This is a genomic window from Agromyces zhanjiangensis (genome assembly GCF_040496055.1).
GTDB lineage: Bacteria > Actinomycetota > Actinomycetes > Actinomycetales > Microbacteriaceae > Agromyces > Agromyces zhanjiangensis.
In genome coordinates this window covers 16,994-43,594 of sequence record NZ_JBEPKB010000013.1, presented here as the reverse complement: position 1 = coordinate 43,594, position 26,601 = coordinate 16,994, and the positions used below count along the sequence as shown (strand labels likewise).

Below are 26,601 nucleotides of genomic sequence, written 5' to 3'. Positions count from 1 at the left end.
CTCGTGCCTACGGTGGCGCCCGGCGCGCCGACCGGCGCGTCGCCGAGGGAAGGGAGATCACCATGAGCACGACCGTGACCGCCGACATCGAGGTGGACGTCCCGGTTCGCACGGCCTACGACCAGTGGACCCGGTTCGAGACGTTCCCGCACTTCATGAGCGGCGTCGACTCGATCCGGCAGGTCGACGACGCGACCACGCACTGGGTGGTCGCCGTCGGCGGCGCGACCCGTGAGTTCGACGCCGACATCTCCGATCAGGTCCCCGACGACCACATCGCCTGGCACAGCACCACGGCCGAGGTGGACCATCGAGGGCGAGTGGAGTTCCGACCTGTGTCCGCCGACCGTACGCGCGTCGCCGTCACGCTCGAGTGGGAGCCGGAGGGGTTCGTGGAGAAGGCAGGCGCCGCGCTCGGATTCGACGACCGGCAGGTCGAGCACGACCTCCGGAGGTTCAAGGAGTTCATCGAGTCCCGAGGTGTCGAGACCGGCGCCTGGCGCGGAGAGCTCCACGAGGGCGGTACGCCGGGGGCCGCGGGCACGTCGAGCACCGATGGCGTCATCGGGCAGGACCCCGACCTGCGCCCCTAGCCGTCCGCGGAGTCGGGCCCGTCGCCGTCGGCGGCGTCGCCCGCCTCCGCGTCGATCTGCTCGGGCACGAGCTGGATGCCGCCCGTCGAGTTCGCGCTGCGCATGAGCTCCTCGAGGTAGTCGCGGCTGAGCTCGGGAGGCTCGGGATCGTCGAAGACGAACCGCAGCGGGATGTTGGGGTGGAGCCACAGCGTGCTCCGTCCGTCCGGCTGCTCGTCCGGATGCTGCCATGAGACGGTGAACGACTCGCCCCGCCGGAGCTTGGTGACCACCGCGACCTGCAGGTGCGCCAACGCCCGGTCCTCGATGCCGATCGGCGTACCGGCATTGCCGTAGTACAGCGTTCCCATGGCGACGAGGCTACCCTCCCGCCCACCACTTCGGGCCGGGTCCGTCAACCCCCTCGGACCATCCGGCGCATCCGCGTAGCGTGACCGAACGGACATTCGGATGAGGAGGTCCCGGTGCACGACCACCTGGTGGACCCGACCACGAAGCACACCGCGGAGCCGTTCCCCCAGCAGGAGCAGTTCCCACCGGGCATGACCCCGCGCATGACCCCGCAACCCGACCACGGCGAATACAGCTATCGCGGCGCGCGACGGCTGGCCGGGCGCCGAGCGCTGATCACCGGCGGCGACTCAGGCATCGGCCGGGCCGTCGCGATCGCGTTCGCCAGGGAAGGCGCCGATGTCGCGATCTCGTACCTCGCCGGCGAGCAGGAGGATGCCGAGGCGACCGCGTACTGGATCCGCGACGCGGGGCGCCGCGCCGAGCTGCTGCCCGGCGACCTCGTGGACGAGCAGCACTGCGCCGACCTCGTGAAGCGCACCTGCGACGCGTTCGGCGGCATCGACCTCCTCGTGCTGAACGCCGCGCACCAGCGCGACCGCGGCGGCATCGACGAGGTGCCGACCGACGACTTCGACGAGGTCATGCGCGTCAACCTCTACGCGAGCGTCTTCCTGGCCCGGGCGGCGGTGCCACGCATGGACGCGGGATCGTCGATCATCACGACGTCGTCGATCCAGGGCTTCGATCCCTCGTCCCGGCTGGTGGACTACGCGATGACCAAGGCGGCGCTCGTGGCGTTCACGAAGGCGCTCGCCGAGGAACTCGGACCCCGGGGCATCCGCGTCAACTCGGTCGCCCCCGGGCCGATCTGGACCCCGCTCATCCCGTCGACGGGATGGCCGGACACGCTCCCGCGCTTCGGGCAGGACACGCCGCTGGGTCGCGCCGGGCAACCCGCCGAGCTGGCGGGCGCGTACGTCTACCTCGCGTCGGATGACGCGTCGTTCACGTCCGGGGCGATCCTCCCGGTCACGGGGGGCACGCCGCTCTGAGGCGGCGAGGGGAAGGAGCAGGACATGCCCGGCAACCGACGAGGGCAGAACTCGCTGAAGGACCCGGAGCTCTACGAGGAGCTCCGCGACGACGGCGCCTCCAAGGAGAAGGCGGCCCGCATCTCGAACGCGGCCGCGGCGCGCGGCCGCAGCTCGGTCGGCCGCGCGGGCGGGGAGTCCGGCAGCTACGACGACTGGACCGTGCCCGAGCTGAAGGAGCGGGCCAAGGAGCTCGGCCTCACGGGCTACAGCGACATGCGCAAGGGCGAGCTCATCGACGCCCTCCGCAACCACTGAGGGGCGACGGATGCCGCGACTGCGACGCGTCGAACCGTACGCGTCGCCGGGGCTGACCCGCCGACGCAGCGGCCGGGGCTTCGCGTACCGGCACGCCGACGGCTCGCTCGCCGATCGTGCCGACCGGAACCGCATCGCCGATCTCGCGATCCCGCCCGCGTGGACGGAGGTGTGGATCTCCGAGGCGCCGAACGCGCACATCCTCGCGGTCGGCGTCGACGCCGCCGGCCGTCGCCAGTACCTCTACCACCCGGTCTGGCGCGAGCGGCAGGACGCGGAGAAGTTCGAGCGGATGGCCGCGCTCGCCGGGGTGCTTCCCGCCGCGCGCCGCGGCGTCCGTCGCGACCTGGCGCGCGATGAACTGCTGCGTGAGCGGGTGCTGGCCGCCGCGTTCCGCACGCTCGACCTCGGCGCCATCCGCATCGGGTCTGAGGAGTCGCTCGCGCAGGCCCGCAGCCGCGGGCTGACGACGCTGCTCGTGCGGAACGCCCACCTGGACGGCGCGGACGCCGTGCGGCTCCGGTTCCGCGCGAAGGGGGGCGTCGCGCAGGAGGTCGTGCTCGTGGATCCGGGGCTCGCGGCCTTCGTGGACGGCATGTCCGGACGCTCGCCCGGCGCGCGGCTGTACGCGTTCACCGAGGGCCGGCGGATGCGACCGCTCGGCCCCGTCGACGTCAACGAGGACATCCGATCGCGGACGGGCGGCGACTTCACGGCGAAGGACTTCCGGACGTTGCGGGGCACGATCGCCGCCGCGGACCGGCTCGCCGAGATCGGCACCGCCGGGACGTCCCGGGCGCGGGCCGCCGCGGTCCGCGAGGCGATCATGCGCGCGAGCGAGGTCCTCGGCAACACCCCCGCGATCGCGAGGGCGAGCTACGTCGACCCGCGCGTCGTGGAGGCGTACGAGCACGGCCGGCTGGCCCGCCTCGGCGGGGGCCGCGAGCGCGCCCTGCTGCAGCTGCTCGTCGACGACGTGGGGTGATCCGCACGCCGACCGTGCGTCTGCTGGGTATCGTCCCCACGTACGTCCGGCGGTACATATGCGCACGTACGCTTGGGATATCGACAGCGGGCGGATGCCCGTGAACACACCGGCTGGGAAGTCGACGACGACGACGGGCCGGATCATCAGCACTTCACTCATCCCCTCATCGCACCTCGGTGCGATCCGCTCCACGAAGCCGCGCGGCGATCGTCCGGGCGTGACCCAGAGCTACGCGGCACTGTCCCAGGTGATCAAGGAGAGCGGGCTGCTCCGCCGCACGCCGGTCTTCTACTCACTGCTCGTGGGCGGCCTCGTCCTCGCGCTGGGGGGTGCGATCACCGGGTTCGTCCTGCTCGGCGACACCTGGTACCAGCTGCTCATCGCCGCCGCGCTGGGCATCATCTTCACGCAGTTCGCCTTCTTCGCCCATGAGGCGTCGCATCGCGCCGTGCTCACCTCGGGCCGGGCCAACGACCGGGTGGGGCGCTTCGTCGCGACCGTCATGGTCGGCATCAGCTACCAGTGGTGGATGACCAAGCACACGCGCCACCACGCGAACCCGAACCGGATCGGCAAGGACCCGGACATCGAGTTCGACACGATCTCGTTCATCGAGGAGGACGCGGCGCGCCAGCGCGGCCTCATCGGCTGGATCACCCGTCGCCAGGGCTGGCTGTTCTTCCCCCTGCTCCTCCTCGAGGGCCTGAACCTGCACGTGACCTCGATCCGATCGCTGTTCGAGCGTCGAGCGATCCCTGGCCGCGCCCTCGAGCTCTCGCTCATCGCGCTGCGGCTCGGCGCCTACGTCGCCGTGGTCTTCTGGGCGCTGCCGCTCGGCATGGCGTTCGCGTTCCTCGGCGTGCAGCTGGCCGTCTTCGGCGTCTACATGGGGGCCTCGTTCGCGCCCAACCACAAGGGCATGCCGATCGTCCCGGCCGACGCGAAGCTCGACTTCCTGAGCAAGCAGGTGCTGACGAGCCGCAACATCACGGGCCGGTGGACGAGCCCGCTCATGGGCGGCCTCAACCACCAGGTCGAGCACCACCTGTTCCCGAGCATGCCGCGACCGCACCTCGGTCGAGCACGCGAGATCGTGCGGGAGCACTGCCGGTCACTCGGCATCCCCTACACCGAGACGACGCTCGTGGACTCGTACGGCATCGTCGTCCGGTACCTGAACCGGGTCGGCCTCGCGGCCCGCGACCCGTTCGACTGCCCGGCGGCCGGCGAGCTGCGGCGCCGCTGAGCAGGGCGCCGGCCGAACTCGACCGCTAGGCCGCCTCGACCGGCTTCGGTCCCGGGCGCTGCTCGGCGTCGGTGCGCTCGAGGTCGAGCACGATGCCGCCGCCGGAGTTCGCACCGCGCATGAGGTCCTCGATCCACTCCCGGTCGAGCTCGCCCGCCTCGGGCGTCTCGAACACGAACCGGAGCGGGATCGCGGGGTGCAGCCACAGCGAACTGCGGCCGCGCGTCGAACCGTCGACGTGACGCCACGACAGGGTGAAGCTCTCGTTGCGACGGAGCTTCGTCGTGATGGCGATCTTCAGGTGGGCGAGTGCGCGGTCGTCGATCTCGATCGGCGTTCCGGCGTCGCCGTAATACAGGGTTCCCACGGCAGAACACTAACCCCCACGCGGGTACCGGCGAAATCACCCGTCACCGGGACCTCACGGGCCGCTCCCAGCCGGCTCCCCCGAACCCGAACCGGCCTCGAACCGCACGTCCCCGGGTGACTTGTCCGGCCTGAGCCCTCGCCACCGCGGATGCCGCGCCACCCCCGTGCGCGTCCACTCCCCGAATTCGATCTCGCCGACGATCTCGGGCCTGACCCAGACGGCGTCCGCGGCGTCGGCCGCCGGCACCTCGACGAACGGCGACGCGTCCACCGCGAGCCCGTCGAGCACTCCCTGCAACCTCTCGCTCTCGCGCTCGCGGAGGCCCGATCCGACCCGGCCCGCGTATCGCAGCCCGTCGGGGGTCGGCACGCCGACGAGCAGCGAGCGGATGCGGCCGGCCCGTGTCCCCTCCCCCATCCGGTACCCGCCGATGACGACCTCCTGCGTCTGCGAGAGCTTGACCTTGACCCAGTCGTCGCTCCGGACGCCGGGCGAGTAGCGCGAGGTGCGCCGCTTGGCGACGATGCCCTCGAGTCCGAGCCGTTCCGCCTCCTCGAGCGCCGCCGCCGGGTCGAGTCCGACGACGGGCGGGACGTCGACGGGCGCCTCGGCGTCCGGTCGCACGAGGCGTTCGAGCCGTTCGCGCCGCCGGGCGTACGGCTCGTCGACCGTCGGCGTCCCCGCGATCTCGAGCACGTCGAACAGGTGCAGTCGAACCGGCACGGATGCCGCGGCCGCGGCGATCTCGCGCGGCCTGCCGAGGTTCATCCGCCGCTGCAGCAGGCCGAAGTCCGGGCGCCCCTCCTCATCGAGCGCGACGATCTCGCCGTCGACGACGGCGTCGGCACGGAGCGCGGACGCGAGCGCCGCGAGCTCGGGATAGGTCGCGGTCCGGTCGACGGAGTTGCGGCTCACGAGCCGGACGACGCCGTCGTCGACGCGGGCGATCACGCGGATCCCGTCCCACTTCCACTCGATCGCCCAGTCGTCGCCCGCGACGAGGCCTGCCGTTCCGGGGACCGCGAGCATCGGCTTCGGCACGGGGTCTCGCAGCACCGCTCGGGCGTCGCGCCGCCCCGCGGCCCGTGCCTCCGTCGTGGCCGGCGCGGCCGCGGCATCCGCCCCGCGCGGTTCGACGGGGCCGGCGCGCTGCTCCTTCATGCGATGCAGCAGCCACTGGCTCTTCTCGCCGTCGCCAGCGGTGCGGATGAGCGCGAGCCGCACGCGCCCGAGGGGCCCACCGACCCTGCCGTGCAGCGTGAAGATGACCTCGTCGTCGCGCCACTTCTCGGTCTCGTATGTGCCGGTGTCCCACACGCTCATCGACCCGGCGCCGTACTGGCCCTCCGGGATGGCGCCCTCGAAGACCAGGTACTCCATCGGGTGGTCCTCGGTCTGCACCGCGAGGTGGTTGGTGCCCGTGTCGTCCGGCACGCCCTTCGGCACCGCCCAGCTCTTCAGCACCCCGTCGCGCTCGAGGCGCAGGTCGAAGTGCAGGCGACTCGCGTGGTGCTCCTGGATCACGAACCGCGGGTCGCCGTCGTTCGCGACGCCCCACGCCGACTCCGGCATGGGCTCGGGCGTCGACCCGGGCGTGCGCATCGAGAGGTAGGCGGTGAGCGGCCCGTCGGCGGACGCGCCGGTCACCTCGAGCATCGGGTCGCCGCGCTCGGCGACGAGCTCGATCACCTCGTCGGCCTCGAGCTGGCGGAGGCCCGGGTCATCGAGTTCCTCCCATGTGCGCGGTGCCGCGACCGTCGGGCGGAACCGGCCCCGCAGCGAGTACGGCGCGATCGTCGTCTTCCTGCCGTTGTTCTGGCTCCAGTCGATGAGGACGCGGCCCGACCGGAGCGTCTTGCGCATGCTCGACACGACGAGCTCGGGGTGGTCGGCCTCGAGCGCGCGGGCGAGCTCGTGGGCGACCGCCGACACCTGCTCGGAGGTCTGCGCGCCGTCGAGCGGGGCGTACAGGTGGATGCCCTTGCTGCCGCTCGTCACCGGCACGGGATCGAGCCCCATCGGGTGCAGGATGTCGCGGACCATCCGCGCGACCTCGGCGCAGTCGGCGAGGCCGACCCCCTCGCCGGGGTCGAGGTCGAACACCATGCGGTCGGGGTTCGCGGGTGCCCCCGACGCCCCGAAGCGCCACTGCGGCACGTGCAGCTCGATCGCGCCCATCTGCGCGAGCCACACGAGCGTCGCGCGGCTGTCGGCGATCGGGTACGCCTTGTCGCCGTCGGAATGGTGCTGGACGCCGCGGCGGATCCACTCGGGCGCGTGCTCGAGGTTCTTCTCGAAGAACGCCTGCTCCGGATGGCTCGGGGTGCCGACCCCGTTCACCCAGCGCTTGCGCGTGATCGGCCGACCCCCGACGTGCGGGAGCATGACCGGCGCGATCTCGGCGTAGTAGGCGATCATCTCGCCCTTGGTCATCCCGGTCTCCGGGTACATGACCTTGTCGAGGCTCGTCAGGCGGAGCCGACGGCCATCGACGTCGACCAGTTGCGCGGGGCCCTGCGCCATGTCCCCATCCTGCCCGCCGCGAGGGGCGAGGGGTATCGCTCGAGGCGGGCGAGGTGTGTACTGGGGGCATGCGAGCCGTGTGGAAGGGGGCGGTCACGTTCGGCCTCGTCAACGTGCCCGTCAAGCTGTACAGCGCGACCGAGGACCACGACGTGTCCCTGCACCAGGTGCACGACGCGGATGGCGGGCGCATCCGCTACCAGCGCGTGTGCGAGATCGACGGCGAGATCGTGCCCTACCAGCACATCGACAAGGCGTACGACGACGGGGAGCGGACCGTCATCATCACCGACGAGGACCTCAAGTCGCTGCCCGCCGAACGCAGCCGCGAGATCGAGGTCGTCGAGTTCGTGCCGACCGACCAGATCGATCCGATCATGTTCGATCGCAGCTACTACCTCGAACCCGACTCGGCGTCGAACAAGGCGTACGTGCTGCTCCGCGAGGCCCTCGAGTCGACCGACCGCACGGCGGTCGTGCGGATGGCACTGCGCCAGAAGACGAGGCTCGCCGCGCTCCGCGTGTTCGGCGACGTCCTCATGGTGCAGACCCTCCTGTGGAGCGACGAGGTCCGCCAGGCGAACTTCCCCGCCCTCGACGAGCCCGCGAAGATCACGTCGAAGGAACTCGACCTGTCGAAGCAGCTCATCGAGAGCCTCTCGAACGACTTCGAGCCCGAGCAGTTCGTCGACGAGTACCAGCAGGAGCTCCGCACGCTGATCCAGGCGAAGCTCGAGCAGGGTGACGCACTCGACACGGCCGCGACCTTCGGCGAGCAGCCCGAGGAGGAGGGCGGCGAGGTCATCGACCTGATGGAAGCGCTGCGCCAGTCGATCGCCGCGAAGCGCGGCGGCGGGGCGGGTGCCGGGGCGTCCTCGCCGAAGTCCGGGTCGGCGACGGAGCCGGCCGCGAAGGCGGGGGGTGCGAAGCGGTCGAAGTCCGACTCGTCCGACGAGAAGCCCGCGGCGAAGCGGCGAACGAAGAAGGCCGGCTGACCCGCACGGACGATCGGCCTCGGTCGACCGATCGCTCGGCCCCGGCCGCCCGTCAGCGCGGCCGAGTGCATGGCAGCCCGTCGAGGATCACGCGGAGCCCGTGGGCGAACGCGTCGTCCTGGCTCGGTGCCGCTCCCGCGAGCACCGCCTCGGCGACGCGACGGAGGTGCGGGACGTCGTCCGTGGACCCGTCGAGCAGCAGGCCGGCCGCCTGCTCGACGTCTCCCTGCTCGGCGAGCGCGTGCTGCTTCTCCTGCAGCACGAATCCGTAGACGTAGCTGTCGAGCACGGAGACCGCCAGGACCGACTCGATCGGCGTGCACCCTGCGTCGAGGAGGATCCCGAGCACCGCGTCGTGTCGGCGCAGTCGATGGGGGCCGACGTGGTCCCGCGACTCGATGAGCCCGAGGACCCAGCTGTGCCGCGCGACGGCCGCCCGGGTCGACCAGCCCGCCCGCTCGAGGTCGGCCCGCCAGTCCGCACCGGAGCGCGCGACCTCGATCTCGGCGAACACCGAATCGACGACGGCGTCGACGATCGCGTCCTTGTTGGGCACGTGGTGGTAGAGCGCCATCGCCTCGACGCCGAGCGAGTCGGCGACCTTGCGCATGCTCACGGCGGAGACGCCGCCCTCGTCCGCCAGCGAGACGGCGGCGGCGATGATGCGCCCAGGCGTGAGCGGTCGTCGGGCGGACATGGCGCCTCCTCACTTGGCTCCGGACTCCTGACCTTACACCTGTATAGTTGCGGCTGTCATGTCGGCTTTACAGGTGTACAGGAGGCGAAGATGGGGCAGAAGCACGACGCATCGCGGAGCGGTGCGACCGAATCGGCCGTGCGCGCACGCGCGACACCCGACCGCCGCGCGGCACGCGCGACACCCGACCGCCGCGCGGCACGCACGGCCGGGATCCTGGTGTTCGTGGCGACGGTCGCCGGGATCCTCAGCGTGATCCCCGTGCTGGAGGAGGCGGACTACCTCGGATCGGTGACGCAGCGCCGGACGGAACTCGTGTCGGGCGCGCTCTTCCAGTTCGCCATGGTCGCCGCGTACGCCGGGTTCGCGCTCGTCCTCCATCCGATCCTGCGGCGCGCGAGTGCGGCCCTCAGCCTCGGCTTCGTCGGATTCCGACTGGTCGCCTGCGGGGTCCACCTCCTCGCGATCGTCATGCTGTCGCTCCTCCTCGACCTGGCGCAGGGGTACGACGCGGCGACCGGCACGCCGGCGTCCGAGACGTACGCCATCCTCGCCGAGACCATGCGCAACGGGCGCGACCTCGTCAACCACGTCGCGGTGATCACGGCGATGGGGCTCGGCGACCTCCTCTTCCTCGTGATCCTCCTCAAGTGGCGCATGGTCCCGGCATGGCTCTCGATCTGGGGCATGGTCGGTGTCGTGTCGGCGATCGCCGCCAGCCTCCTCCTGATGGCGCGCGTCGTGGACGTGGTCGGCGTGCCGTACCTGGCCCTCACCGCACCGCTCGGCCTGCAGGGACTGGTCCTCGCCGGCTGGTTGATCGTGCGCGGGCTCGACACCACGCGACTTCGGGCGTGAGCGCCCCTCACGCGGGCGCCGCGGGTCAGCCGGCCGACGGCGCGCCGGGTCCTGCGAGGGCGCCCAGCGCCCAGGCGTAGTGCCCTCCGAGGCACTCGTGCGCCGGCTCGGCGAGGCTCGCGCCGCCGAGCCAGGCCCGCCCGACGATGAAGATCTCGGCGTCGGTCATCCCATCCAGACGGGCGAGAGCGGAATCGTGGCTCGCTCGAAGCCGCTCGCGGGCAGCGGCGGGGTCGCCGTCGCCCCGGTACCGGTCGCGCAGGTCGCGGTTCAGCCGATCGAGGTCGCGCCACGTGTACCCGTCGGCCGGGTACGCGGGCGCCTCGCGGGCGGCGTCGGCCGTCAGCCAGCCGAGCAGCAGCACGTGCCAGGCGTGCAGGTGGTTGACGACGTCGACCGCATCGCGGTCGCGCGGCTCCGGCGCTGCGGCATCCGTCATCGGCTCGTCACGACCGGGGAGCGCGACGCCGTCGAGGCCGTCGAGCGCGCGCTCGAGCTCGGCGAAGCGGTCGACCGCCTGGCGGACCAGGTCGGCACGGTGCTGCGGGATGCTCACGCGCCCAGCCTACGATCCGTGCCCGACGGCGAGGATCGCGGCGGTCTCGGGCGGGAGCCGGAGCATGCGATCGGGCGTTCCCGCGGCGGCGAGGTCGGGGTCGGTCGCGAGCAGCACCTCCGGCGGCCCGTCGAGTTCGACCTCCCAGGGCGAGGCGCCGAGGTTCGCCACCACCACGACCCGCTCCCGGGCATCCGGGGCACCTCGATCCATCCGGAACCGGCCCGCCGCGTCATCCGCCCACGCCGTCGTGTGCTCGAACGCCGGGTCCGTGAGCTCGGGCCGGACGCGCCGCAGCGCGAGCAGGCGCCGGTGCAGGTCGAGCAGCCTCGCGTGCTCGCCGCCGGCGTCGGCGGGCTCCGACCAGTCGAGCTTCGAACGCCGGAACGTCTCCGGGTCCTGCGGGTCGGGCACGAGCGACTCGTCCCACCCCATGCGCGCGAACTCCGCGATGCGGCCCTCCGCGGTCGCGCGGCCGAGCTCGGGCTCCGGATGCGACGTGAAGAACGCCCAGGGCGTCGAGGCGCCCCACTCCTCGCCCATGAACAGCATGGGCGTGAACGGCGTCGTGAGGTTCAGCACCGCGGCGACGGCCAGTCGCCGTTCGCCGAGCGCCGGCGAGAGGCGATCGCCCGCGGCGCGGTTGCCGACCTGGTCGTGGTCCTGCGTGAACGTGACGAGTCGCCAGCCCGGCACCGCCCGGTCGATCGTCCGGCCGTGGTCGCGCTCGCGGAACGACGAGTACGTGCCGTCGTGGAAGAAGCCGCGCGTGGTCGTCTTCACGAGCGCGTCGAGCGGCGCGAAGTCGGCGTAGTACCCCGCGGTCTCGCCCGTGAGCGCGACGTGCATGGCGTGGTGGTGGTCGTCGCTCCACTGCGCGGTCAGGCCGTAGCCGCCCGCCTCGCGCGGCATGATGAGCGTCGGGTCGTTGAGGTCGGACTCGGCGATGAGCGCGAGCGGCCGGCCGAGGTGCGCCGAGAGCGCGTCGGCGTGCTCGGCGAGCTCGCGGAGGATGTGCCGCTCCGACCTGTCGCGGAGCGCATGAACCGCGTCGAGTCGCAGCCCGTCGACGTGGAAGTCGCGCAGCCACGTCATCGCGTTCTCGAGGATGTACCGGCGCACCTCGGGCTCGTCGAGGTTCACGGAGTCGCCCCACGTGTTGCGCTCGGCCGTGCGCAGGTACGGCCCGAACCGCGGCAGGTAGTTGCCGCTCGGACCGAGGTGGTTGTAGACGACGTCCTGGATGACGGCGAGCCCGCGCGCGTGGCACGCGTCGACGAATCGCTGGTACGCGGCCGGCCCGCCGTACGCCTCGTGCACGGCGTACCAGAGCACGCCGTCGTACCCCCAGTTGTGCGTGCCGTTGAACGCGTTGACGGGCAGCAGCTCGACGAAGTCGACGCCGAGGTCGACGAGGTGGTCGAGGCGGTCGATCGCGGAGTCGAGCGTGCCGTCGGTGGTCCAGGTGCCGACGTGCAGTTCGTACACGGAGCCGCCGGCGAGCTGCCGGCCGGTCCATGCGGCATCCGCCCACTCATGCGCACCGAGGTCGAACGCAGCGCTCAGCTCGTGCACGCCGAGCGGCTGGCGCAGCGACCGCGGGTCGGGCAGTGCCCGATGGTCGTCGTCGAGCACGAAGCCGTACTCGTCGCCGGGTTCGAGCTCGACGTCGGCGTGCCACCGGTCACGGTCGTCGCGCCGCATCGCCACGTCGGCGCGGCCCGGTCGCCGCAGCGCGACCCGTGTCGGATTCGGCGCCCACAGTTCGGGCATCATCGCGTCGCCTCCTCGTGGTGGCCCCGCGGGCCGTCGGGTCCCGGTTCACGTGAGGCGGATGCCGCGGGCGCGAGCAGCGCGACCGGATACGTCGCGAGCACCTCGGCGAGCGCCAGCGCTCCGCCCTCGTGCCGCCGCCCGGTGAGCAGGTCGACGAGCGGCCCGGCCGCCGTGAGCACGACCGTGTCGCCCCAGGCCCCGATCGGGGCGGATGCCGCCGGCGCCGCGCCCGCGCGGGCGGCGAGCCCGACGGGCAGTCGGGTCGCGACGGTGACCGCCCCGCCGCGGTCGAACGCGATCGCATGCCGCGAGGCCCCCCCGACCACCTCGAGCGGCCGGTACCGCGTGAACCACTCGGGGTGGTCGCGGCGGGCGCGGAGCGCCCGCGAGGTGACGAGGAGCTTGGCGGCGCCCGTGGCATCCGCGACCGGGAGCCCGCCCCGACCGGCGGCGTCGTCGAGCTCGGCGAGCATGCGTCGCCGCAGGTCGACGTCGACGGGACGTCGGTTGTCGGGGTCGACGAGGCTCGTCTCCCAGAGCTCGGACCCCTGGTACACGTCGGGCACGCCGGGCATCGTCAGTTGCAGCAGCTTCGCCGAGAGCGAGTTCGACCAGCCGGCGGGCGCGAGCCAGGCGACGAACGCCTCGATCCGGGCGTGCACGGCGGGGTCGTCGTAGGCGCGGTCGATCACGGCGTGCATGCGGGCCTCGAACGCGGCGTCCGGCGCGGTCCACGTCGTCGAGACGGATGCCTCGCGCGCGGCCTTCTCGGCGTACGCGTGCACCCGTTCGCGCTGGATCGGCCAGGCACCGATGATCGCCTGCCAGAGCAGCGTGTCGAACGGGCCGTCGCCGGTCGACCCGGCGGTCGCGCGCAGCCCGTCGAGCTCGATCGACCAGCGCTCGGGGATCTCGGCCAGCACGTCGATGCGGGCGCGGACGTCCTCCCCGCGCTTGGTGTCGTGCGTCGAGAGCGTCGTCATCGAGTGGGGCCACTCGGAGTGGCGGTGGCCCTGCCGCTCGTGGAACCGCTCGACGGTGATCGCGAACTCCGACGGGTCGCCGCCGACCTCGGTGAGCGAGCCGAGCCGCGTGAACCGGTAGAAGGCCGTGTCCTCGACGCCCTTGGCCATCACCATGCCGCTCGTCTGCTGGAAGCGCACCGCGACCGGGTCGGCGGCATCACCCAGCACGGGCAGCAGGGCGTCGATCGTCGCCGCGAGGTCGGGCCGGTGCTCGCGCGCCAGGCGCGCGGCCGCCTCGAGGTGCTCCGCACCCGCCGGGAGGTACGACCGGTAGACGGGGAAGCACGTGAGCAGTTCCGCCAGCGCGTCGGCGGCGTCGGCGGGGCGCGGCTCGGGGAGCATCCGCTCGAGTCGGAGCACCTCGCTGCGCAGGATGCCGTCGGCGATGCCGCGCTTCGTGCCGTGGATCAGCTCGTGCCAGTCGGTCGGCCCGCCGATGCCGGTCTCGGCGCGCAGCCTGGCATCGAGCGCGTCGAGGGGCGCCTCGCCGTCGGGATCGACGAGCACCCGGTCGATGTCGGCGAGCGCGTCGTAGCCCGTCGTGCCGTCGGCCGACCAGTGCGGCGGCAGCGGCTCGTCGCCCTCGAGGATCTTCTCGACCAGCACGTAGGCGCCGCCCGTCGCCTCCGCGAGCCGCGCGAGGTAGGCGCCGGGCCGGGCGAGGCCGTCGGGGTGGTCGATGCGCAGGCCGTCGGCGAGGCCGTCGCGGATCCAGCGCACGATCGCCTCGTGCGTCGCGTCGAAGACGTCGGGTCGTTCGACGCGGAGGCCGGCGAGCTCGTTGACCGCGAAGAATCGGCGGTAGTTGAGCTCGGCGTCGGCGCGCTGCCAGTGCACGAGCTCGTAGTGCTGTCGCGCATGCACCGCGAGCACGTCGGGCGCGCCGTCCGCGGCGCCGTCGGCCGACCCCGGTGCGAGCGGGAACCGGTGCTCGAAGTACCGCAGTTCGCCGTGCTCGACGCGCAGGCCGCCGGCGGCCGCCGCCTCCTCGATCGTGCCGCCGAGCACGGGCAGGCGCACCTTCCCACCCGTGAACGCCCAGTCGACGTCGAAGGCGTCGGCGTGCGGGGAGTCGGGGCCGAGCCGCAGCAGGCTCCACCACCACGCGTTCTGCGCGGCATCCGCCACGCCCACGTGGTTGGGCACGATGTCGACGAGGATGCCGCGCCCGGCGCCGTGCGCGGCGTCCGCCACCGCCGCGAGCCCCGCCTCGCCCCCGCGCGCCGCGTCGACCCGGTCGTGCGCGACGACGTCGTAGCCGTGGTCCGAACCCGCGCGGGACGGCAGGATCGGCGAGAGGTAGAGCCAGTCGACGCCGAGCGCATCGAGGTACTCGACCGCGTCCGCCGCATCGTGCAGGTCGAACGACGGGCGGACCTGCAGCCGATACGTCGACCGCGGCGCCCGGGCCGCCGGCCCGCGCCCCGCCCGCCCCGCGGCATCCGTCACTTGCCCGCCTCCGTCTTCGGCGCGGGCGCCTCATCCTTCGCGGCCGCGACCATCGCCGACAGCGACGCGGCGACGGAGTGATCGACCTCTTCGGGCGTCGGGTCGTGCTGGCGGAGCACCACGAGCGAGCGCTGCTCGAGCGGGATCACCTCGCCCGGCTGGATCGGGGCGCTGTCGGCACGGTGACCGGCCGTGTCGATGAGCACCTCCCACTCCGGCGAGAGCTCGTGGCGCGGGATCGTGAACTCGACCGTGTCGTCGTGCGCGTTGAACAGCACGATGAAGTGCCGGTCGACGATCCGCTCGCCGCGGCGGTCGCGCTCGCGGATGCCCTCGCCGTTCAGGAACACGCCGATCGCCTTGCCGAACCCCGCGTCCCAGTCCTCGGGCGCCATCGTCGTGCCGTCGGGCCGCAGCCAGACCAGGTCGGGCACGGGCCCGCCCTCGCGCTGGCGGACGGGTCGACCGTCGAAGAACCGGCTCCGCCGGAACGTCGGGTGCTCCGCCCGGAGCTTCGCGACCGCCGCCGTGAACTCGACGAGCGGCTGGTCGGCGTGCTCCCAGTCGATCCAGCTGAGCTCGCCGTCCTGCGCGTAGACGTTGTTGTTGCCGCGTTGCGTGCGCCCGAGCTCGTCACCGTGGGAGAGCATCGGCACGCCCTGGGACAGCAGCAGCGTCGCGATGAAGTTGCGCTGCTGACGAGCCCTGAGGGTGAGGATCTCGGGGTCGTCGGTCGGCCCCTCGACGCCGAGGTTGTAGGAGCGGTTGTGCGATTCGCCGTCCTTGCCGTCCTCGCCGTTCGCGTCGTTGTGCTTCTCGTTGTACGAGACGAGGTCGCGCAGCGTGAAGCCGTCGTGGGCGGTGACGAAGTTGATGGAGGCGACCGGCCGCCGCCCCGAGTGCTCGTAGAGGTCGGCGGAGCCGGTGAACCTCGACGCGAACTCGCCGAGCGTCGCCGGCTCGCCGCGCCAGAAGTCGCGCACCGTGTCGCGGTACTTGCCGTTCCACTCCGTCCACTGCGGCGGGAAGTTGCCGACCTGGTACCCGCCGGGGCCGACGTCCCACGGCTCGGCGATGAGCTTCACCTGCGAGACCACCGGGTCCTGCTGCACGAGCTCGAAGAAGGTCGACAGCTTGTCGACCTCGTAGAACTCACGGGCGAGCGTCGACGCGAGGTCGAAGCGGAACCCGTCGACGTGCATCTCGAGCACCCAGTAGCGCAGCGAGTCCATGATGAGCTGCAGCGCGTGCGGGTGACCGACGTTCAGCGAGTTGCCGGTGCCCGTGTAGTCCATGTAGAACCGCTTGTCGTCGTCGACGAGGCGGTAGTACGCGGCGTTGTCGATCCCGCGCATCGAGAGCGTCGGCCCCAGGTGGTTGCCCTCGGCGGTGTGGTTGTAGACGACGTCGAGGATCACCTCGATGCCCGCGGCGTGCAGCGCCTTCACCATCGCCTTGAACTCCTGCACCTGCTCCCCGCGCTGGCCGGTCGATGCGTACGTGTTGTGGGGCGCAAAGAAGGCGATCGTGTTGTAGCCCCAGTAGTTCGACAGGCCCTTCTCCTGCAGGGTGCCGTCGTTGACGTACTGGTGCACCGGCATGAGTTCGATGGCCGTGACGCCGAGCTTCCGCAGGTGCTCGATGACGACCGGATGCCCTATGCCCGCGTACGTGCCCCGGATCTCCTCCGGCACACCGGGCAGCGTCTCGGTGAGTCCCTTCACATGCGCCTCGTAGATGAACGAGGCGGCGTAGGGCGTGCGCGGATGCCGGTCGCCCGACCAGTCGAAGAACGGGTTCGTGACGACGCCGAGCATCATGCTCTTCGCGGAGTTCTGGTCGTTGCGCTTGCCCGGGTCGTCGAACTGGTAGCCGAACAGCGACTGGTTCCAGTTGAGCTCGCCCTCGACGGCCTTCGCGTACGGGTCGAGCAGCAGCTTGTTCGGGTTGCACCGGAGGCCCTCGGCCGGATCGTTCGGCCCGTGCACCCGGTAGCCGTACCGCTGCCCGGGCTGCACCTGCGGCAGGTAGGCGTGCCAGATGAAGGCGTCGACGTCGATGAGCTCGACGCGCTTCTCACGGCGCCGGTTGTCGAACAGGCAGAGCTCGACCTTCTCGGCGACCTCGCTGAACAGCGCGAAGTTCGTGCCGTTGCCGTCGAACGTCGCGCCGAGCGGGTACGTGGAGCCGGGCCAACTGTGCATGCATCCCCCAACGGTGAGCTTCCGGCCATCGTAGGGGGCGGATGTTTCGCCGCGGCGTCCGTTGACGCAGGGCTACCGCCCGTGCCCGGCGAGCCGGCCGCGCACCGACCGCACCCGGCGACGCCGACGGCCGGGGCGCGACAACGTCGCACCCCGGCCGCCGTGGTACCGGACGTCCCGGTCGAGCCCTACTCGGAGTCGGAGTCGGAATCGGCGTCGCAGGACGCGGCCACGGCGCTCGAGGCCTCCTGCACGGCCGACTGCTGCGAGGCGAGCTCGTCGGGGTCCTGCTCGATGGTCATCACCGACGGGTCGTCCTCGGACGGCACCTCCTCGAGGCCGTCGGCGTAGGTCGACACCTCGTTGAGCGCGGTCTGGAACTCGCCGAGCGAGTCGATCAGCGCGTCGCTGTCGCCGGCCTCCTCGATGAGCGCATCGGTCCGCTCCGAGGACTCGCCCAGGTAGTCCTGGAGCCCCTCGAGCGAGGACGGCGCGGCGAGGTTGTTCTGGACGCCGTTCGAGATGTCGCGGATCTGCGCCGCGATCGACGAACAGCTCTCTTCCCCCGTCGCGGCGGTGTCGCCGCCGCCGCCGGACGCGCAGCCCGTGAGCGCGAGCGCACCGGCGAAGACCAGTGCCGCGGGCATCGTGAAACGTCGCATTCTGCAACTCCCCCTGTGTGTTGTGGAACAGGTGGAGCATAGTCCCCCGCGCAGACATCCATCCAGCGCCACGAGCGCGCGGGTCCGCCGGTCAGTCCCTGATCAACGCCGCGATCCTGGCGGGCACCGCGGCATCCTGCAACGAGGTCGTGTCCCCCAGCGGGCGCCTCTCGGCGAGGTCGACGAGGAGGCGCCGCATGATCTTGCCCGAGCGGGTCTTCGGCAGGTCGGGCACGAAGTGGATGTCGCGGGGCTTCGCGATCGGCCCGATGGCCGCCGCGACGTGGGCCCTGAGGGCGGCGGCCCGAGCCGCGGCATCCGCGCCGACGCCATCGCCGCCGCCCGGGCCGTCGCCGACGACGAATGCGGCGACCGCCTCGCCCGTGCGCTCGTCGGTCACGCCCACGACGCCGGCCTCGGTGACGTCGGGGTGCCCGACGAGCGCGGACTCGATCTCGATCGTCGAGAGACGGTGCCCGGAGACGTTGATCACGTCGTCCACCCGGCCGAGCAGCCAGATGTCGCCGTCGCCGTCGACGCGCGCGCCGTCACCCGAGAAGAAGTAGCCGCGCGCGGCGAACCGCGCCCAGTACGAATCGCGGTAGCGCTCGGCATCGCCCCAGACCGTCCGCGCCATGCCCGGCCACGTGCCGTCGATCACGAGGTACCCGCCCTCGCCGGGCGCGACGTCGTCGCCGAGTTCGTCGACGACGCGCGTCGTGAGCCCCGGCAGGGCACGCAGCGCCGACCCGGGCTTCAGGTGCGAGAGCCCGGGCAGCGGCGCCATCACGGCACCGCCCGTCTCGGACTGCCACCACGTGTCGACGATCGGGGCGTCGCCGCCGCCCACCTCCCGCCGGAACCACTCCCACGCCGCCGGGTTGATCGCCTCGCCGACGGACCCGAGCAGGCGGATGCTCGATCGGTCGTACTCGCCCGGCACACCGGCGGGAAACCAGCCCATGAACGACCGGATCAGGGTCGGTGCCGTGTAGTACGTCGTCACGCCGTAGCGCTCGATGATCTCGAAGTGGCGGCCGGGGTGCGGCGTATTCGGGGTGCCCTCGAAGATCACGCTCGTGACGCCGTTCGCGAGCGGACCGTAGAGCACGTAGCTGTGCGCCGTGACCCACGCGAGATCGGCCGTGCACCAGTAGACGTCGTCCGGCTTCGCGTCGAACACCGAGTGGAACGTGCTCGCGACGTGCGTGAGGTACCCGCCCGTCGTGTGCACCAGCCCCTTCGGGCGCCCCGTCGTGCCCGACGTGTAGATGATGAACAGGGGCGTCTCGGCGTCGAACGCCTCGGCCCGGTGGTGAGCGGATGCCACGTCGACCGTGTCGTGCCACCAGACGTCGCGCCCCGGGGTCCAGGGGATCTCCGGCGTCTCATCGCCCGTCCGTTGCACGACGAGGACGTGCTCCACGTGCTCGAGCCCCTCGACCGCCTCGTCGACTGCGGCCTTCACCGCCACGGCCTCGCCGCGCCGGAACTGCCCGTCGCTCGTGATCACGACCTTCGCGCCCGTGTCCGCGACGCGGAACCGCAGCGCCTCGGCCGAGAACCCGCCGAACACGAGCGAGTGGACGGCGCCCAGCCGCGCGACCGCGAGCGTCGCCACGACCGTCTCGACGAGCACGGGCAGGTAGAGCACGACGCGGTCGCCCTTCCCCACGCCGAGCGCGGCGAGCGCGTTCGCCGCGCGTGCCACCTCGCGCTCGAGCTCGGCGTAGGTCACCGTGCGCCGATCGCCGCGCTCGCCCTCGAAGTGGAACGCGACCTTCCCACCGCGACCGGCCGCGACGTGTCGGTCGACGCAGTTCACCGCCGCGTTGAGCCGGCCGCCCGCGAACCACGTCGCCTCGGGGATCGACCGCCCCGCGGCATCCGTCGGCCGCCACTCGTGGGCGGTGTGCCACGGGGTCGCCCATTCCAGTCGCTCGGCCTCGCGCGCCCAGAACGCCACGGGGTCGGCACGGGCGGCCTCGACGAAGGCCTCGTCGGCGTTGGCCTGCGCAGCGAAGGCCGGGCTCGGCGCGATCGCGGCCGACTCGGCAGCCAGGGTCGTGATCGCGGGCGTGCGGGCGGCCGCGGCAGGCGCGGTCGAGGGTGCGGGATGCAGCATGCGGGCGGCTCCACGGATCGGTGGCACTGACCCGTTCGACGCTATCCGGCGCGGTGCGCGGCGCCCGGCGCCGGCGTCCCGCGGCGTAACAGCGGAGACGTCCCGGAAACGCGAAACGGCCGCGATGCACGCGACCGTTCGGTTCGGAACTCGGAGCGGAGACGGCGGGATTTGAACCCGCGGTCCCCTTACGGGGACTCCACCTTAGCAGGGTGGTGCACTCGACCGGACTATGCGACGTCTCCTCGCGGACACCCGAAGGCGAACGCGACTGCCATCATAACCGCCATCCCGCCGAAAACACGATTCGGCGGGTGCGGATGCCGCGTTGCGCGGCGCCCGGCTACTGGTCGGCGAGCGTCCGCCCCGCGGAACAGCGGGTCTCGGCGGCGGTCTGACCGGTGACGTCGCTCGGCAGCGCCTGTTCCGTCGGCTCGGGCGCCGTCGTCTCGGCGGGCGCCTCGGTCGCCAGCTCCTCGGCGGGAGTCTCCTCCGTGGGCGTCTCGGCGGCCGGCTCCTCGGTCGGCGTCGCGTTCGGGTCGCCGGCGGAGGCGAACGACACGTCCTCCGACGCGTTCGGGTCGAGCAGGACCGGGGTGTCGTTCTGCAGCGCCTGGTTCACGAGGGAGGCCGACTCGGTCGGCGCGACCGCACCGCCGCCGTCGACGTAGCCCGTCGGGTACTGGATGAACGCGATCTTGGAGAGATCGGTGTCCTTCAGCGCCTTCGCGATCGAGACCATGCGTGCCGGGTCGGTGAGGCTGTCGGAGAGCTGCATGTTCGCCAGGGCGGCCTTCGCGATGCCGTACAGCTTGACGGGATCGGTGTAGGTGCCGTCGCTCTGCAGCTTGCGCGCGAGGGCCGACAGGAACACCTGCTGGTTCGAGATGCGGCCGAGGTCCGAGCCGTCGCCCACCCCGTGACGGGTGCGGAGGAACTGCAGGGCCTCCATGCCCGCCAGCGAATGCGTGCCGGCATCGAGGAAGGTGCCGGTGTACTCGTCTTCGATCGGCTCCGCCACGCAGACCTCGACGCCGCCCACGGCCTCCGAGAGTCCGGCGACACCCATGAACTGCACGACACTCGCGAACAGGATCGGCACGCCCGTCAGCTGCTCCACGGTCTTCACGACGCACGGCATGCCCCCGTACGAGAGCACCGAGTTGATCTTGACGTCGTACTGCTCCCAGACCTCCTCGTTCGTCTCGGGGTCGGTGCAGCCGGCCGGAACGTCGACGAGCATGTCGCGGGGGAAGCTGATGACCTCGGCGTGCGAGTGGTCCTCGGAGATGTGCATGAGCATGGTCACGTCGTTGAGGACCGCGGTCTCCACGTCGGGATCACCGAACTGCATGCCCTGGCCCTGACGGCTGTCGCTGCCGATCACGAGCAGGTTCACCCCGCCCTCGATGGCGCCCACGTCGGGCACCCCATCGAGGATGTCCTCGTTGCCCAGCGTGACCGTCGGCTTCGCGGTCGCGGCGAGGTCGAACGCCGCATAGGCGGCGACGGCGGCACCCGAGGTGAGGACCACAGCGACGACCGAGGCGAGTGCCTTCGTGACCGTTCCGATGACGCCGTTCCGCCGGAGGCGCCCGTGGCGCGTGCTCGAGGCGGCGGGTCGGGAGCTGGCCTGCGGGGAGGGGCGGCTCACGCGGTCTCCTCTCGGATCTCGGTCGGTCTCGTTCCTGGGGCTTTCGGCGGAGGGCGTGGGATTCGAACCCACGAGGCATTGCTGCCCACTGGTTTTCAAGACCAGCTCCATCGGCCGCTCGGACAGCCCTCCTCGCCCGGCACGCCGTCGGACCGCGTTTCCGCGGCACGTCGACGGGCTGGGCAGGCCCCGATTCTAGCCGAACCGTATTCGGAACAGGTTTCCACGTCCCGGCTGTGAGCGCCCTGAACCATCCCGGCGGGCGGGGGCGCGAAACACCGGATCAGCCCGTATTCGCCGCCGCGCAGCGCACCTCGGCCGCGGTCTGCCCGCTCACGTTGCCCGGGAGCGCCTCGGCCGTCGGCTCGGGCGTCGGCTCGGGCGTCGCCGTGCCGGAGGGGGCGGCCGGCTCGCTCGCCTCGGGTGTGTCGGACGGCTCGGCGACGGGCTCCTCGGGGAGTTCCGTGTCGTTCGGATCGACCGTCCCGAACGGGGTGCCGTCGGTCGCCGTCGGATCGAATTGCACGGCGACGTCCTGCTGCAGGGCGGCGGCGACGACGCTCGCGGACTCCGCCGGGACGACCGCGCTCAGGTCCTCCGTGTAGACGGTCGGGTACTGGATGAAGGCGATCCGGTCGAGGTCGGTCGACTGCAGCGCGCGGGCGACGGAGACCAGGCGCCCGAGGTCCTGCAGCCCGGAGGAGAGCGTCATGTTCGTGACGACGGCTCGCGCGATGCCGTAGAGCTTCACGGGGTCGCCGAGCGTCCCAGCCGACTGGAGCGTGCGCGCGAGCGAGGCGAGGAACGACTGCTGGCTCGAGATGCGGGCGAGGTCGCTGCCGTCGCCGACGGCGTGCCGGGTGCGGAGGAACGCAAGCGCCTCGTACCCCTTGATGGCGTGCGAACCGGCGTCGAGCGCGAGGCCGGTGTAGGCGTCGTAGATCGGGTCGACGACGCAGACCTCGACGCCGCCGACGGCCTCCGACAGCGCTGCGACGCCGTCGAACTCCACCACCCCGCCGACCGGGATGGTGATGCCGAGCATCTGCTCCAGCGTCGTCGCGATGCAGCCCATCCCGCCGTCGTTGAGGATCGTGTTGATCTTCACGCCGTACCGCGCGGAGTAGCCGAAGCCCTCCGGATCCTCGGGATCGGGGCACTCGGGGACGTCGACGAGCATGTCGCGCGGGAAGCTCACCACCTCGGCGTGCTGGTGGTCCTGGGAGATGTGCAGGAGCATCGTCACGTCGTTCAGGACGCCGGACTCGATGTCGGGGTCGCCGAACGCGCCGTTCGAGGGCCGCTTGTCGCTGCCGACGAGCAGGAAGTTGAGGCCTCCCTCCATCGCGCCGATGTCGGGCACGCTCTCGAGCACCTGCTCGCTCTCGAACTTCACGCTCGGCTTCGCCGCGACCGGCGTGACGATCGAACTCACCGCGTAGGCGGCGATCACGCCCATCGCCACCAGCAGCACCGCGAGCGTCGCGCCGACGGCGCCGACCACGGCCCGCACGGCGCTGCGGCGCCGGAGCCTCCCGTGATGGGCGGGCGGCACCGCCGCGTCGGTGAGCACGGGCGGCAGCCGTGATGCCGGCGGCGCTGGGGGCGGGATGACGGCGGGCAGCCGGACATGGCCGTCGGGCACGCCGTCGTCATCCGTCGGCGTGCCGTCCTGCGGTGCGTCGATCAGATCGCTCACGCGGCCCCCCGTTGGCGATCCTAACCACGTCGGCCCTGATCAGGGCGGGAACATGGCCCCGCGGGTCGCTGCAACGGGCCGCGAGCACGACTCAGGGGAGCGAGTCGAGCACTGGCGCGAGTCCCGCCTCCTCGATCCTGCCGGTGCGCTCGTGCGCGGCGGCGGCGACCTCGGCCGGCGCCTGGCCCATCGCGACCGCGCGGCCTGCGGCGCCGGCCCAGTGGAACATCTCGATGTCGTTCCGCCCGTCGCCGACGGCGATGACGCGCCGCAGCGGCACCCCGAGCCATCCGCGCACCCGCTCGAGGGCGGTGGCCTTGTTCACCCCGTCGGGGGCGATGTCGAGCCACGCGGTCCAGCCGATCGCGTAGCTGACGTGGTGCAGCCCCATGCGCTCGACCAGGCCGAAGAACTCGTCGAGGCCGTGATCGACCGAGGTCGCGACGACACGGGTCGCAGGCTGGCCGAGCAGTCCGTCGAACTCCACCTCGCGCGCCCGCTGGAGGTTCCAGTCGGACATTCCGCGGGTGAACAGCCGGAAGCCGTCGGCGAGCTCGACGAGGAACCGGCCGCTCGGGAGCTCGTCGCGGATGCGCAGCAGCACGTCGGTCGGGTCGAACGTCTCGACGTGCGCCTGGGTCCACCCGTCTGGCGACGACGGGTCGCGGCGCATCGTGATGGCGCCGTTCGCGGTCACGACGTACTCGGGCTCGAGGCCGAGGTGCTCGAGCACGGGCCGCGTCGTCGACCAGGAGCGTCCGGTGGCGAGCGTGACGACATGGCCGCGGGCGACGGCGGACGCCACGGCGTCGACCACCACCGGATCGATCGACTCGTCCTCGTGCATGATGGTGCCGTCGACGTCGAGGGCGACGAACCAGCGCTCGTCGGCAGCGGCGATCATCGCTCGACGGGGCGGAGCACCTCGAGGCCGCCGAGCCAGCTCCGGAGCCCGTCGGGCACCACCACCGAGCCGTCGGCCTGCTGGTGCGTCTCGAGGATCGCGACGATCCACCGGGTCGTCGCGAGCGTGCCGTTCAGCGTCGCGACGGGCGCCGTCTTCCCGCTCTCGGTGCGGTGGCGGATGTCGAGGCGGCGCGCCTGGAACGTGGTGCAGTTCGACGTCGACGTGAGCTCGCGGAACGCCTGCTGGGTCGGCACCCAGGCCTCGACGTCGAACTTGCGCGCCGCGCTCGAGCCGAGGTCGCCGGCGGCGACGTCGATGACGCGGTAGGCGAGGCCGAGCGCCTGCAGCATCTCCTCCTGCCAGGCGAGGAGCCGTTCGTGCTCCTCCTCCGCGTCGGCGGGGTCGACGTAGCTGAACATCTCGAGCTTGTCGAACTGGTGCACGCGGATGATGCCGCGCGTGTCCTTTCCGTGGCTGCCGGCCTCGCGGCGGTAGCAGGTCGACCAGCCCGCGTAGCGGATCGGACCGGCCGAGAGGTCGAGGATCTCGTCGGCGTGGTACCCGGCGAGCGCGACCTCGCTCGTGCCGGTGAGGTACAGGTCGTCGGCGGGCAGGTGGTAGACCTCCTCGGCGTGCGCGCCGAGGAAGCCGGTGCCCTGCATGATCTCCGGGCGAACGAGCGTCGGGGTGATGAGCGGCGTGAAGCCGTTGCCGATCGCCTTGTCGAGCCCCATGTTCATGATCGCGAGCTGCAGGCGCGCGCCGACGCCCTTGAGGAAGTGGAACCGGGCCCCGGACACCTTGGCACCCCTGGCCATGTCGATGCCGTCGAGCAGCTCGCCGATCTCGAGGTGATCGCGCGGCTCGAAGCCGAACGCCGGGATCTCGCCCACCTCGCGGAGGACCTCGAAGTCCTCCTCGCCGCCGACGGGAACGCCCTCGATGACGACGTTGCCGATGCGCTGCACCGCGGTGGCGAACGCGTCCTCGGCGGCCGAGGCATCCGCGTTGGCCTGCTTGACCTTCGCCGCGAGCTCCTGCGCCTGGGCGACCAGCGCGGCCTTCTCCTCCTTGGGCGCCTTCGCGACCTGCTTGCCGAACGCGTTCTGCTCGGCGCGGAGCGACTCGAATGCGGAGATCGCGGCTCGGCGGGCGGCATCGGCGGCGACGGCGTCGTCGACGAAGGCCGGGGACTCGCCGCGCGCCTCCTGCGATCGCTTGACCAGGTCGGGGTTCTCGCGGAGCAGCACGGGGTCGATCACCCGAGCCAGTCTAGTCAGGGCCCCCGGCGCCCCTTCCGACGCACGCCGGCATCCACCGGCATCCGCACAGGCGCGATGCCCTAGATTCGACCCATGAGCGGGGTCGATGGGAATCAGGCGGATGCCGGCGGCGGAACCAAGCGCGTCGCGGTCATCTTCAATCCGGTGAAGCAGGGCATCGATCAGCTCCGCACGGCGGTGCACGAGCTCGAGGGCGAGCACGGGTTCTCCGACACGCTCTGGATCGAGACCCAGGAGGACGACCCCGGCACCGGGCAGGCCAAGGAAGCGGTCGAGGCCGGCGTCGACCTGATCATCGCCGCGGGCGGCGACGGCACGGCCCGCGCGGTCGCCGAGGGGCTCCAGGGCGAGAAGATCCCGGTCGGCATCGTGCCGCTCGGCACGGGCAACCTGTTCGCGCGCAACATCGGGATCCCCGTGAACGACGTCCCCGGCGCAGCGAAGCTCGCCTTCACCGGGACCGACCGCGCCGTCGACGTGCTCCGGGTCAAGGTGCGCCGTGCCGACGGTTCGACCGAGAGCGAGGTGTCGCTCGTGATGAGCGGCATCGGCTTCGACGCGGCGATGATCGCGAACACCGACCCCGAGCTGAAGAAGCGCGTCGGATGGCTCGCCTACGTCGACGCGGGAATCCGGGCCATCCCGAACTCCGAGCCGTTCAGGGTGGCGCACCGCATGGACGGCGGGCGCACGCACCGCTCGAGGGTCGCGAGCATGCTGGTGGCGAACCTCGGCTACCTGCCCGGCAACATCGAGCTGATCCCCGACGCCGAGATCGACGACGGGCGTCTCGACGTCGTCCGGCTGCAGCCGAAGAACTTCTGGGGATGGTTGCTGGTCTGGCGCAAGATCGCGTGGGAGAACCGGGTGCTGCGCAAGACGGCGCTCGGCCGCCAGCTCATCGACCTCACCGGCGGCAACAAGGGCCGCGAGGTCGTCTACTCGAGCGGCAACTCGATCGACGTGATCATCGACGGCGAGGCGCAGGAGTTCGAGATCGACGGCGAGGAGATGGGCACGATCACCGCGGCACGGTTCGTGATCGACCCGAAGGCGCTCATCGTCCGCGTGTCCGAGCAGGGTGCCGGGCGGACGACCGGCGGAGTCGGCAAGCGCACCGTCGCACCGTCGGCGAGCGGAGACCGACCGTCGGAACGGGAACCGCACGAGGAGCTCGCGACGTCCGAGCTCGAGCTGGCCGAGGTCGAAGCGCGGAAGGCGATGGCGACGCAGCCCGACCCGGATGAGCCGACGTCGGGCGAGGACGCCGACCCGGGCGCCGGACCCGATCCCGAGCCGGGCGCCGCCGAACGCTAGCTCCCCGCGGCCCGCTTCACGATCGACCCGA

22 protein-coding genes and 2 tRNA genes are annotated in these 26,601 nt (G+C 71.9%); 8 read left to right on the top strand and 16 right to left on the bottom strand.

Features of this window, described 5'->3' with window-relative positions:
• Positions 1-62 precede the first annotated feature (62 nt).
• A complete protein-coding gene (locus ABME02_RS18205; protein ID WP_353816777.1) occupies positions 63-593 on the top strand; it encodes an SRPBCC family protein in 531 nt (176 codons plus the stop codon).
• On the opposite strand, the gene ABME02_RS18200 is transcribed toward ABME02_RS18205, so the two are convergent.
• Entirely contained in the window at positions 590-943 is a 354-nt protein-coding gene (locus ABME02_RS18200; RefSeq protein ID WP_353816776.1) for a DUF7882 family protein, read from the bottom strand. The genes ABME02_RS18205 and ABME02_RS18200 overlap by 4 nt on opposite strands.
• A 114-nt stretch (positions 944-1,057) precedes the next feature.
• Between ABME02_RS18200 and ABME02_RS18195 the strand changes: the two genes are divergently transcribed.
• The 4 genes from ABME02_RS18195 to ABME02_RS18180 all read left to right on the top strand — a co-directional run bounded on the left by ABME02_RS18195 (position 1,058) and on the right by ABME02_RS18180 (position 4,470).
• Positions 1,058-1,939, top strand: coding sequence for an SDR family oxidoreductase (locus ABME02_RS18195; protein WP_353816775.1), 882 nt, complete (start codon positions 1,058-1,060; stop codon positions 1,937-1,939).
• Between the two features lie 24 nt (positions 1,940-1,963).
• Complete coding sequence (locus ABME02_RS18190; RefSeq protein WP_353816774.1) at positions 1,964-2,236, top strand: DUF7218 family protein; 273 nt, start codon at positions 1,964-1,966, stop codon at positions 2,234-2,236.
• A 10-nt stretch (positions 2,237-2,246) separates the two neighbouring features.
• Positions 2,247-3,221, top strand: a complete 975-nt coding sequence (locus tag ABME02_RS18185) for a DNA topoisomerase IB (RefSeq protein ID WP_353816773.1) — start codon at positions 2,247-2,249, stop codon at positions 3,219-3,221.
• 94 nt (positions 3,222-3,315) lie between these two features.
• Positions 3,316-4,470, top strand: a complete 1,155-nt coding sequence (locus ABME02_RS18180; protein WP_353816772.1) for a fatty acid desaturase family protein — start codon at positions 3,316-3,318, stop codon at positions 4,468-4,470.
• Between the two features lie 25 nt (positions 4,471-4,495).
• On the opposite strand, the gene ABME02_RS18175 is transcribed toward ABME02_RS18180, so the two are convergent.
• Positions 4,496-4,837, bottom strand: coding sequence for a DUF7882 family protein (locus ABME02_RS18175; RefSeq protein WP_353816771.1), 342 nt, complete (start codon positions 4,835-4,837; stop codon positions 4,496-4,498).
• 54 nt (positions 4,838-4,891) lie between these two features.
• On the bottom strand, positions 4,892-7,363 hold the full coding sequence (locus tag ABME02_RS18170) for an ATP-dependent DNA ligase (RefSeq protein ID WP_353816770.1): 2,472 nt from the start codon (positions 7,361-7,363) through the stop codon (positions 4,892-4,894).
• Between the two features lie 68 nt (positions 7,364-7,431).
• Here ABME02_RS18170 and ku point away from each other — a divergent pair, with 68 nt between their 5' ends.
• A complete protein-coding gene (gene ku, locus ABME02_RS18165) occupies positions 7,432-8,358 on the top strand; it encodes a non-homologous end joining protein Ku (RefSeq protein WP_353816769.1) in 927 nt (308 codons plus the stop codon).
• 52 nt (positions 8,359-8,410) lie between these two features.
• Here ku and ABME02_RS18160 read toward each other — a convergent pair whose 3' ends face one another.
• Positions 8,411-9,055 carry a TetR/AcrR family transcriptional regulator gene (locus tag ABME02_RS18160; RefSeq protein WP_353816768.1) on the bottom strand — a complete coding sequence of 215 codons (645 nt, stop codon included), beginning with the start codon at positions 9,053-9,055 and terminating at the stop codon, positions 8,411-8,413.
• Between the two features lie 90 nt (positions 9,056-9,145).
• On the opposite strand from ABME02_RS18160, the gene ABME02_RS18155 reads away from it, so the two are divergent.
• Positions 9,146-9,913 (top strand): DUF4386 domain-containing protein, encoded by a 768-nt coding sequence (locus tag ABME02_RS18155; protein ID WP_353816767.1) that lies wholly within the window; start codon positions 9,146-9,148, stop codon positions 9,911-9,913.
• Between the two features lie 25 nt (positions 9,914-9,938).
• Here ABME02_RS18155 and ABME02_RS18150 read toward each other — a convergent pair whose 3' ends face one another.
• From ABME02_RS18150 to serS, 12 genes are all read right to left on the bottom strand, one after another.
• The gene (locus tag ABME02_RS18150) at positions 9,939-10,469 is read right to left on the bottom strand and encodes a ClbS/DfsB family four-helix bundle protein (protein ID WP_353816766.1); all 531 of its coding nucleotides are present in this window, start codon (positions 10,467-10,469) and stop codon (positions 9,939-9,941) included.
• A 9-nt stretch (positions 10,470-10,478) separates the two neighbouring features.
• Complete coding sequence (treZ, locus tag ABME02_RS18145) at positions 10,479-12,245, bottom strand: malto-oligosyltrehalose trehalohydrolase (RefSeq protein WP_353816765.1); 1,767 nt, start codon at positions 12,243-12,245, stop codon at positions 10,479-10,481.
• Positions 12,242-14,719, bottom strand: a complete 2,478-nt coding sequence (treY, locus tag ABME02_RS18140) for a malto-oligosyltrehalose synthase (protein ID WP_353816764.1) — start codon at positions 14,717-14,719, stop codon at positions 12,242-12,244. The genes treZ and treY overlap by 4 nt, the downstream gene beginning before the upstream one ends.
• Positions 14,716-16,923: a glycogen debranching protein GlgX gene (gene glgX, locus ABME02_RS18135; protein WP_353816763.1), complete on the bottom strand. Its 2,208-nt coding sequence runs from the start codon at positions 16,921-16,923 to the stop codon at positions 14,716-14,718. Before glgX ends, treY begins: the two co-directional genes overlap by 4 nt.
• 188 nt (positions 16,924-17,111) lie before the next feature.
• Positions 17,112-17,585, bottom strand: a complete 474-nt coding sequence (locus tag ABME02_RS18130) for a hypothetical protein (RefSeq protein ID WP_353816762.1) — start codon at positions 17,583-17,585, stop codon at positions 17,112-17,114.
• Positions 17,586-17,676: 91 nt separating this feature from the next.
• Positions 17,677-19,710, bottom strand: a complete 2,034-nt coding sequence (acs, locus tag ABME02_RS18125) for an acetate--CoA ligase (protein ID WP_353816761.1) — start codon at positions 19,708-19,710, stop codon at positions 17,677-17,679.
• Positions 19,711-19,866: 156 nt separating this feature from the next.
• Positions 19,867-19,955 (bottom strand) — tRNA-Ser (locus ABME02_RS18120).
• Positions 19,956-20,053: 98 nt separating this feature from the next.
• Positions 20,054-21,364, bottom strand: coding sequence for an LCP family protein (locus tag ABME02_RS18115; RefSeq protein ID WP_353816760.1), 1,311 nt, complete (start codon positions 21,362-21,364; stop codon positions 20,054-20,056).
• A 47-nt stretch (positions 21,365-21,411) separates the two neighbouring features.
• Positions 21,412-21,496: transfer RNA gene (locus tag ABME02_RS18110), tRNA-Ser, on the bottom strand.
• Positions 21,497-21,647: 151 nt separating this feature from the next.
• Entirely contained in the window at positions 21,648-23,063 is a 1,416-nt protein-coding gene (locus ABME02_RS18105; protein ID WP_353816759.1) for an LCP family glycopolymer transferase, read from the bottom strand.
• Positions 23,064-23,154: 91 nt separating this feature from the next.
• Complete coding sequence (locus tag ABME02_RS18100; protein ID WP_353816758.1) at positions 23,155-23,967, bottom strand: HAD family hydrolase; 813 nt, start codon at positions 23,965-23,967, stop codon at positions 23,155-23,157.
• Entirely contained in the window at positions 23,964-25,232 is a 1,269-nt protein-coding gene (serS, locus tag ABME02_RS18095; protein ID WP_353816757.1) for a serine--tRNA ligase, read from the bottom strand. Before serS ends, ABME02_RS18100 begins: the two co-directional genes overlap by 4 nt.
• A gap of 93 nt (positions 25,233-25,325) precedes the next feature.
• Between serS and ABME02_RS18090 the strand changes: the two genes are divergently transcribed.
• Positions 25,326-26,570 carry a diacylglycerol/lipid kinase family protein gene (locus tag ABME02_RS18090; RefSeq protein ID WP_353816756.1) on the top strand — a complete coding sequence of 415 codons (1,245 nt, stop codon included), beginning with the start codon at positions 25,326-25,328 and terminating at the stop codon, positions 26,568-26,570.
• Positions 26,571-26,601: the final 31 nt, after the last annotated feature.

Bases quoted from the DNA above. Each gene is read 5' to 3' on its own strand.
- ABME02_RS18200 (WP_353816776.1), bottom strand. From the start codon at position 943: ATGGGAACGCTGTACTACGGCAATGCCGGTACGCCGATCGGCATCGAG.
- ABME02_RS18190 (WP_353816774.1), top strand. From the start codon at position 1,964: ATGCCCGGCAACCGACGAGGGCAGAACTCGCTGAAGGACCCGGAGCTC.
- ABME02_RS18185 (WP_353816773.1), top strand. From the start codon at position 2,247: ATGCCGCGACTGCGACGCGTCGAACCGTACGCGTCGCCGGGGCTGACC.
- ABME02_RS18090 (WP_353816756.1), top strand. From the start codon at position 25,326: ATGAGCGGGGTCGATGGGAATCAGGCGGATGCCGGCGGCGGAACCAAG.
- ABME02_RS18100 (WP_353816758.1), bottom strand. From the start codon at position 23,967: ATGATCGCCGCTGCCGACGAGCGCTGGTTCGTCGCCCTCGACGTCGAC.
- treZ (WP_353816765.1), bottom strand. From the start codon at position 12,245: ATGATGCCCGAACTGTGGGCGCCGAATCCGACACGGGTCGCGCTGCGG.
- glgX (WP_353816763.1), bottom strand. From the start codon at position 16,923: ATGCACAGTTGGCCCGGCTCCACGTACCCGCTCGGCGCGACGTTCGAC.
- ABME02_RS18170 (WP_353816770.1), bottom strand. From the start codon at position 7,363: ATGGCGCAGGGCCCCGCGCAACTGGTCGACGTCGATGGCCGTCGGCTC.
- ABME02_RS18155 (WP_353816767.1), top strand. From the start codon at position 9,146: ATGGGGCAGAAGCACGACGCATCGCGGAGCGGTGCGACCGAATCGGCC.
- ku (WP_353816769.1), top strand. From the start codon at position 7,432: ATGCGAGCCGTGTGGAAGGGGGCGGTCACGTTCGGCCTCGTCAACGTG.
- acs (WP_353816761.1), bottom strand. From the start codon at position 19,710: ATGCTGCATCCCGCACCCTCGACCGCGCCTGCCGCGGCCGCCCGCACG.
- ABME02_RS18180 (WP_353816772.1), top strand. From the start codon at position 3,316: ATGCCCGTGAACACACCGGCTGGGAAGTCGACGACGACGACGGGCCGG.
- ABME02_RS18205 (WP_353816777.1), top strand. From the start codon at position 63: ATGAGCACGACCGTGACCGCCGACATCGAGGTGGACGTCCCGGTTCGC.
- ABME02_RS18130 (WP_353816762.1), bottom strand. From the start codon at position 17,585: ATGCGACGTTTCACGATGCCCGCGGCACTGGTCTTCGCCGGTGCGCTC.
- ABME02_RS18160 (WP_353816768.1), bottom strand. From the start codon at position 9,055: ATGTCCGCCCGACGACCGCTCACGCCTGGGCGCATCATCGCCGCCGCC.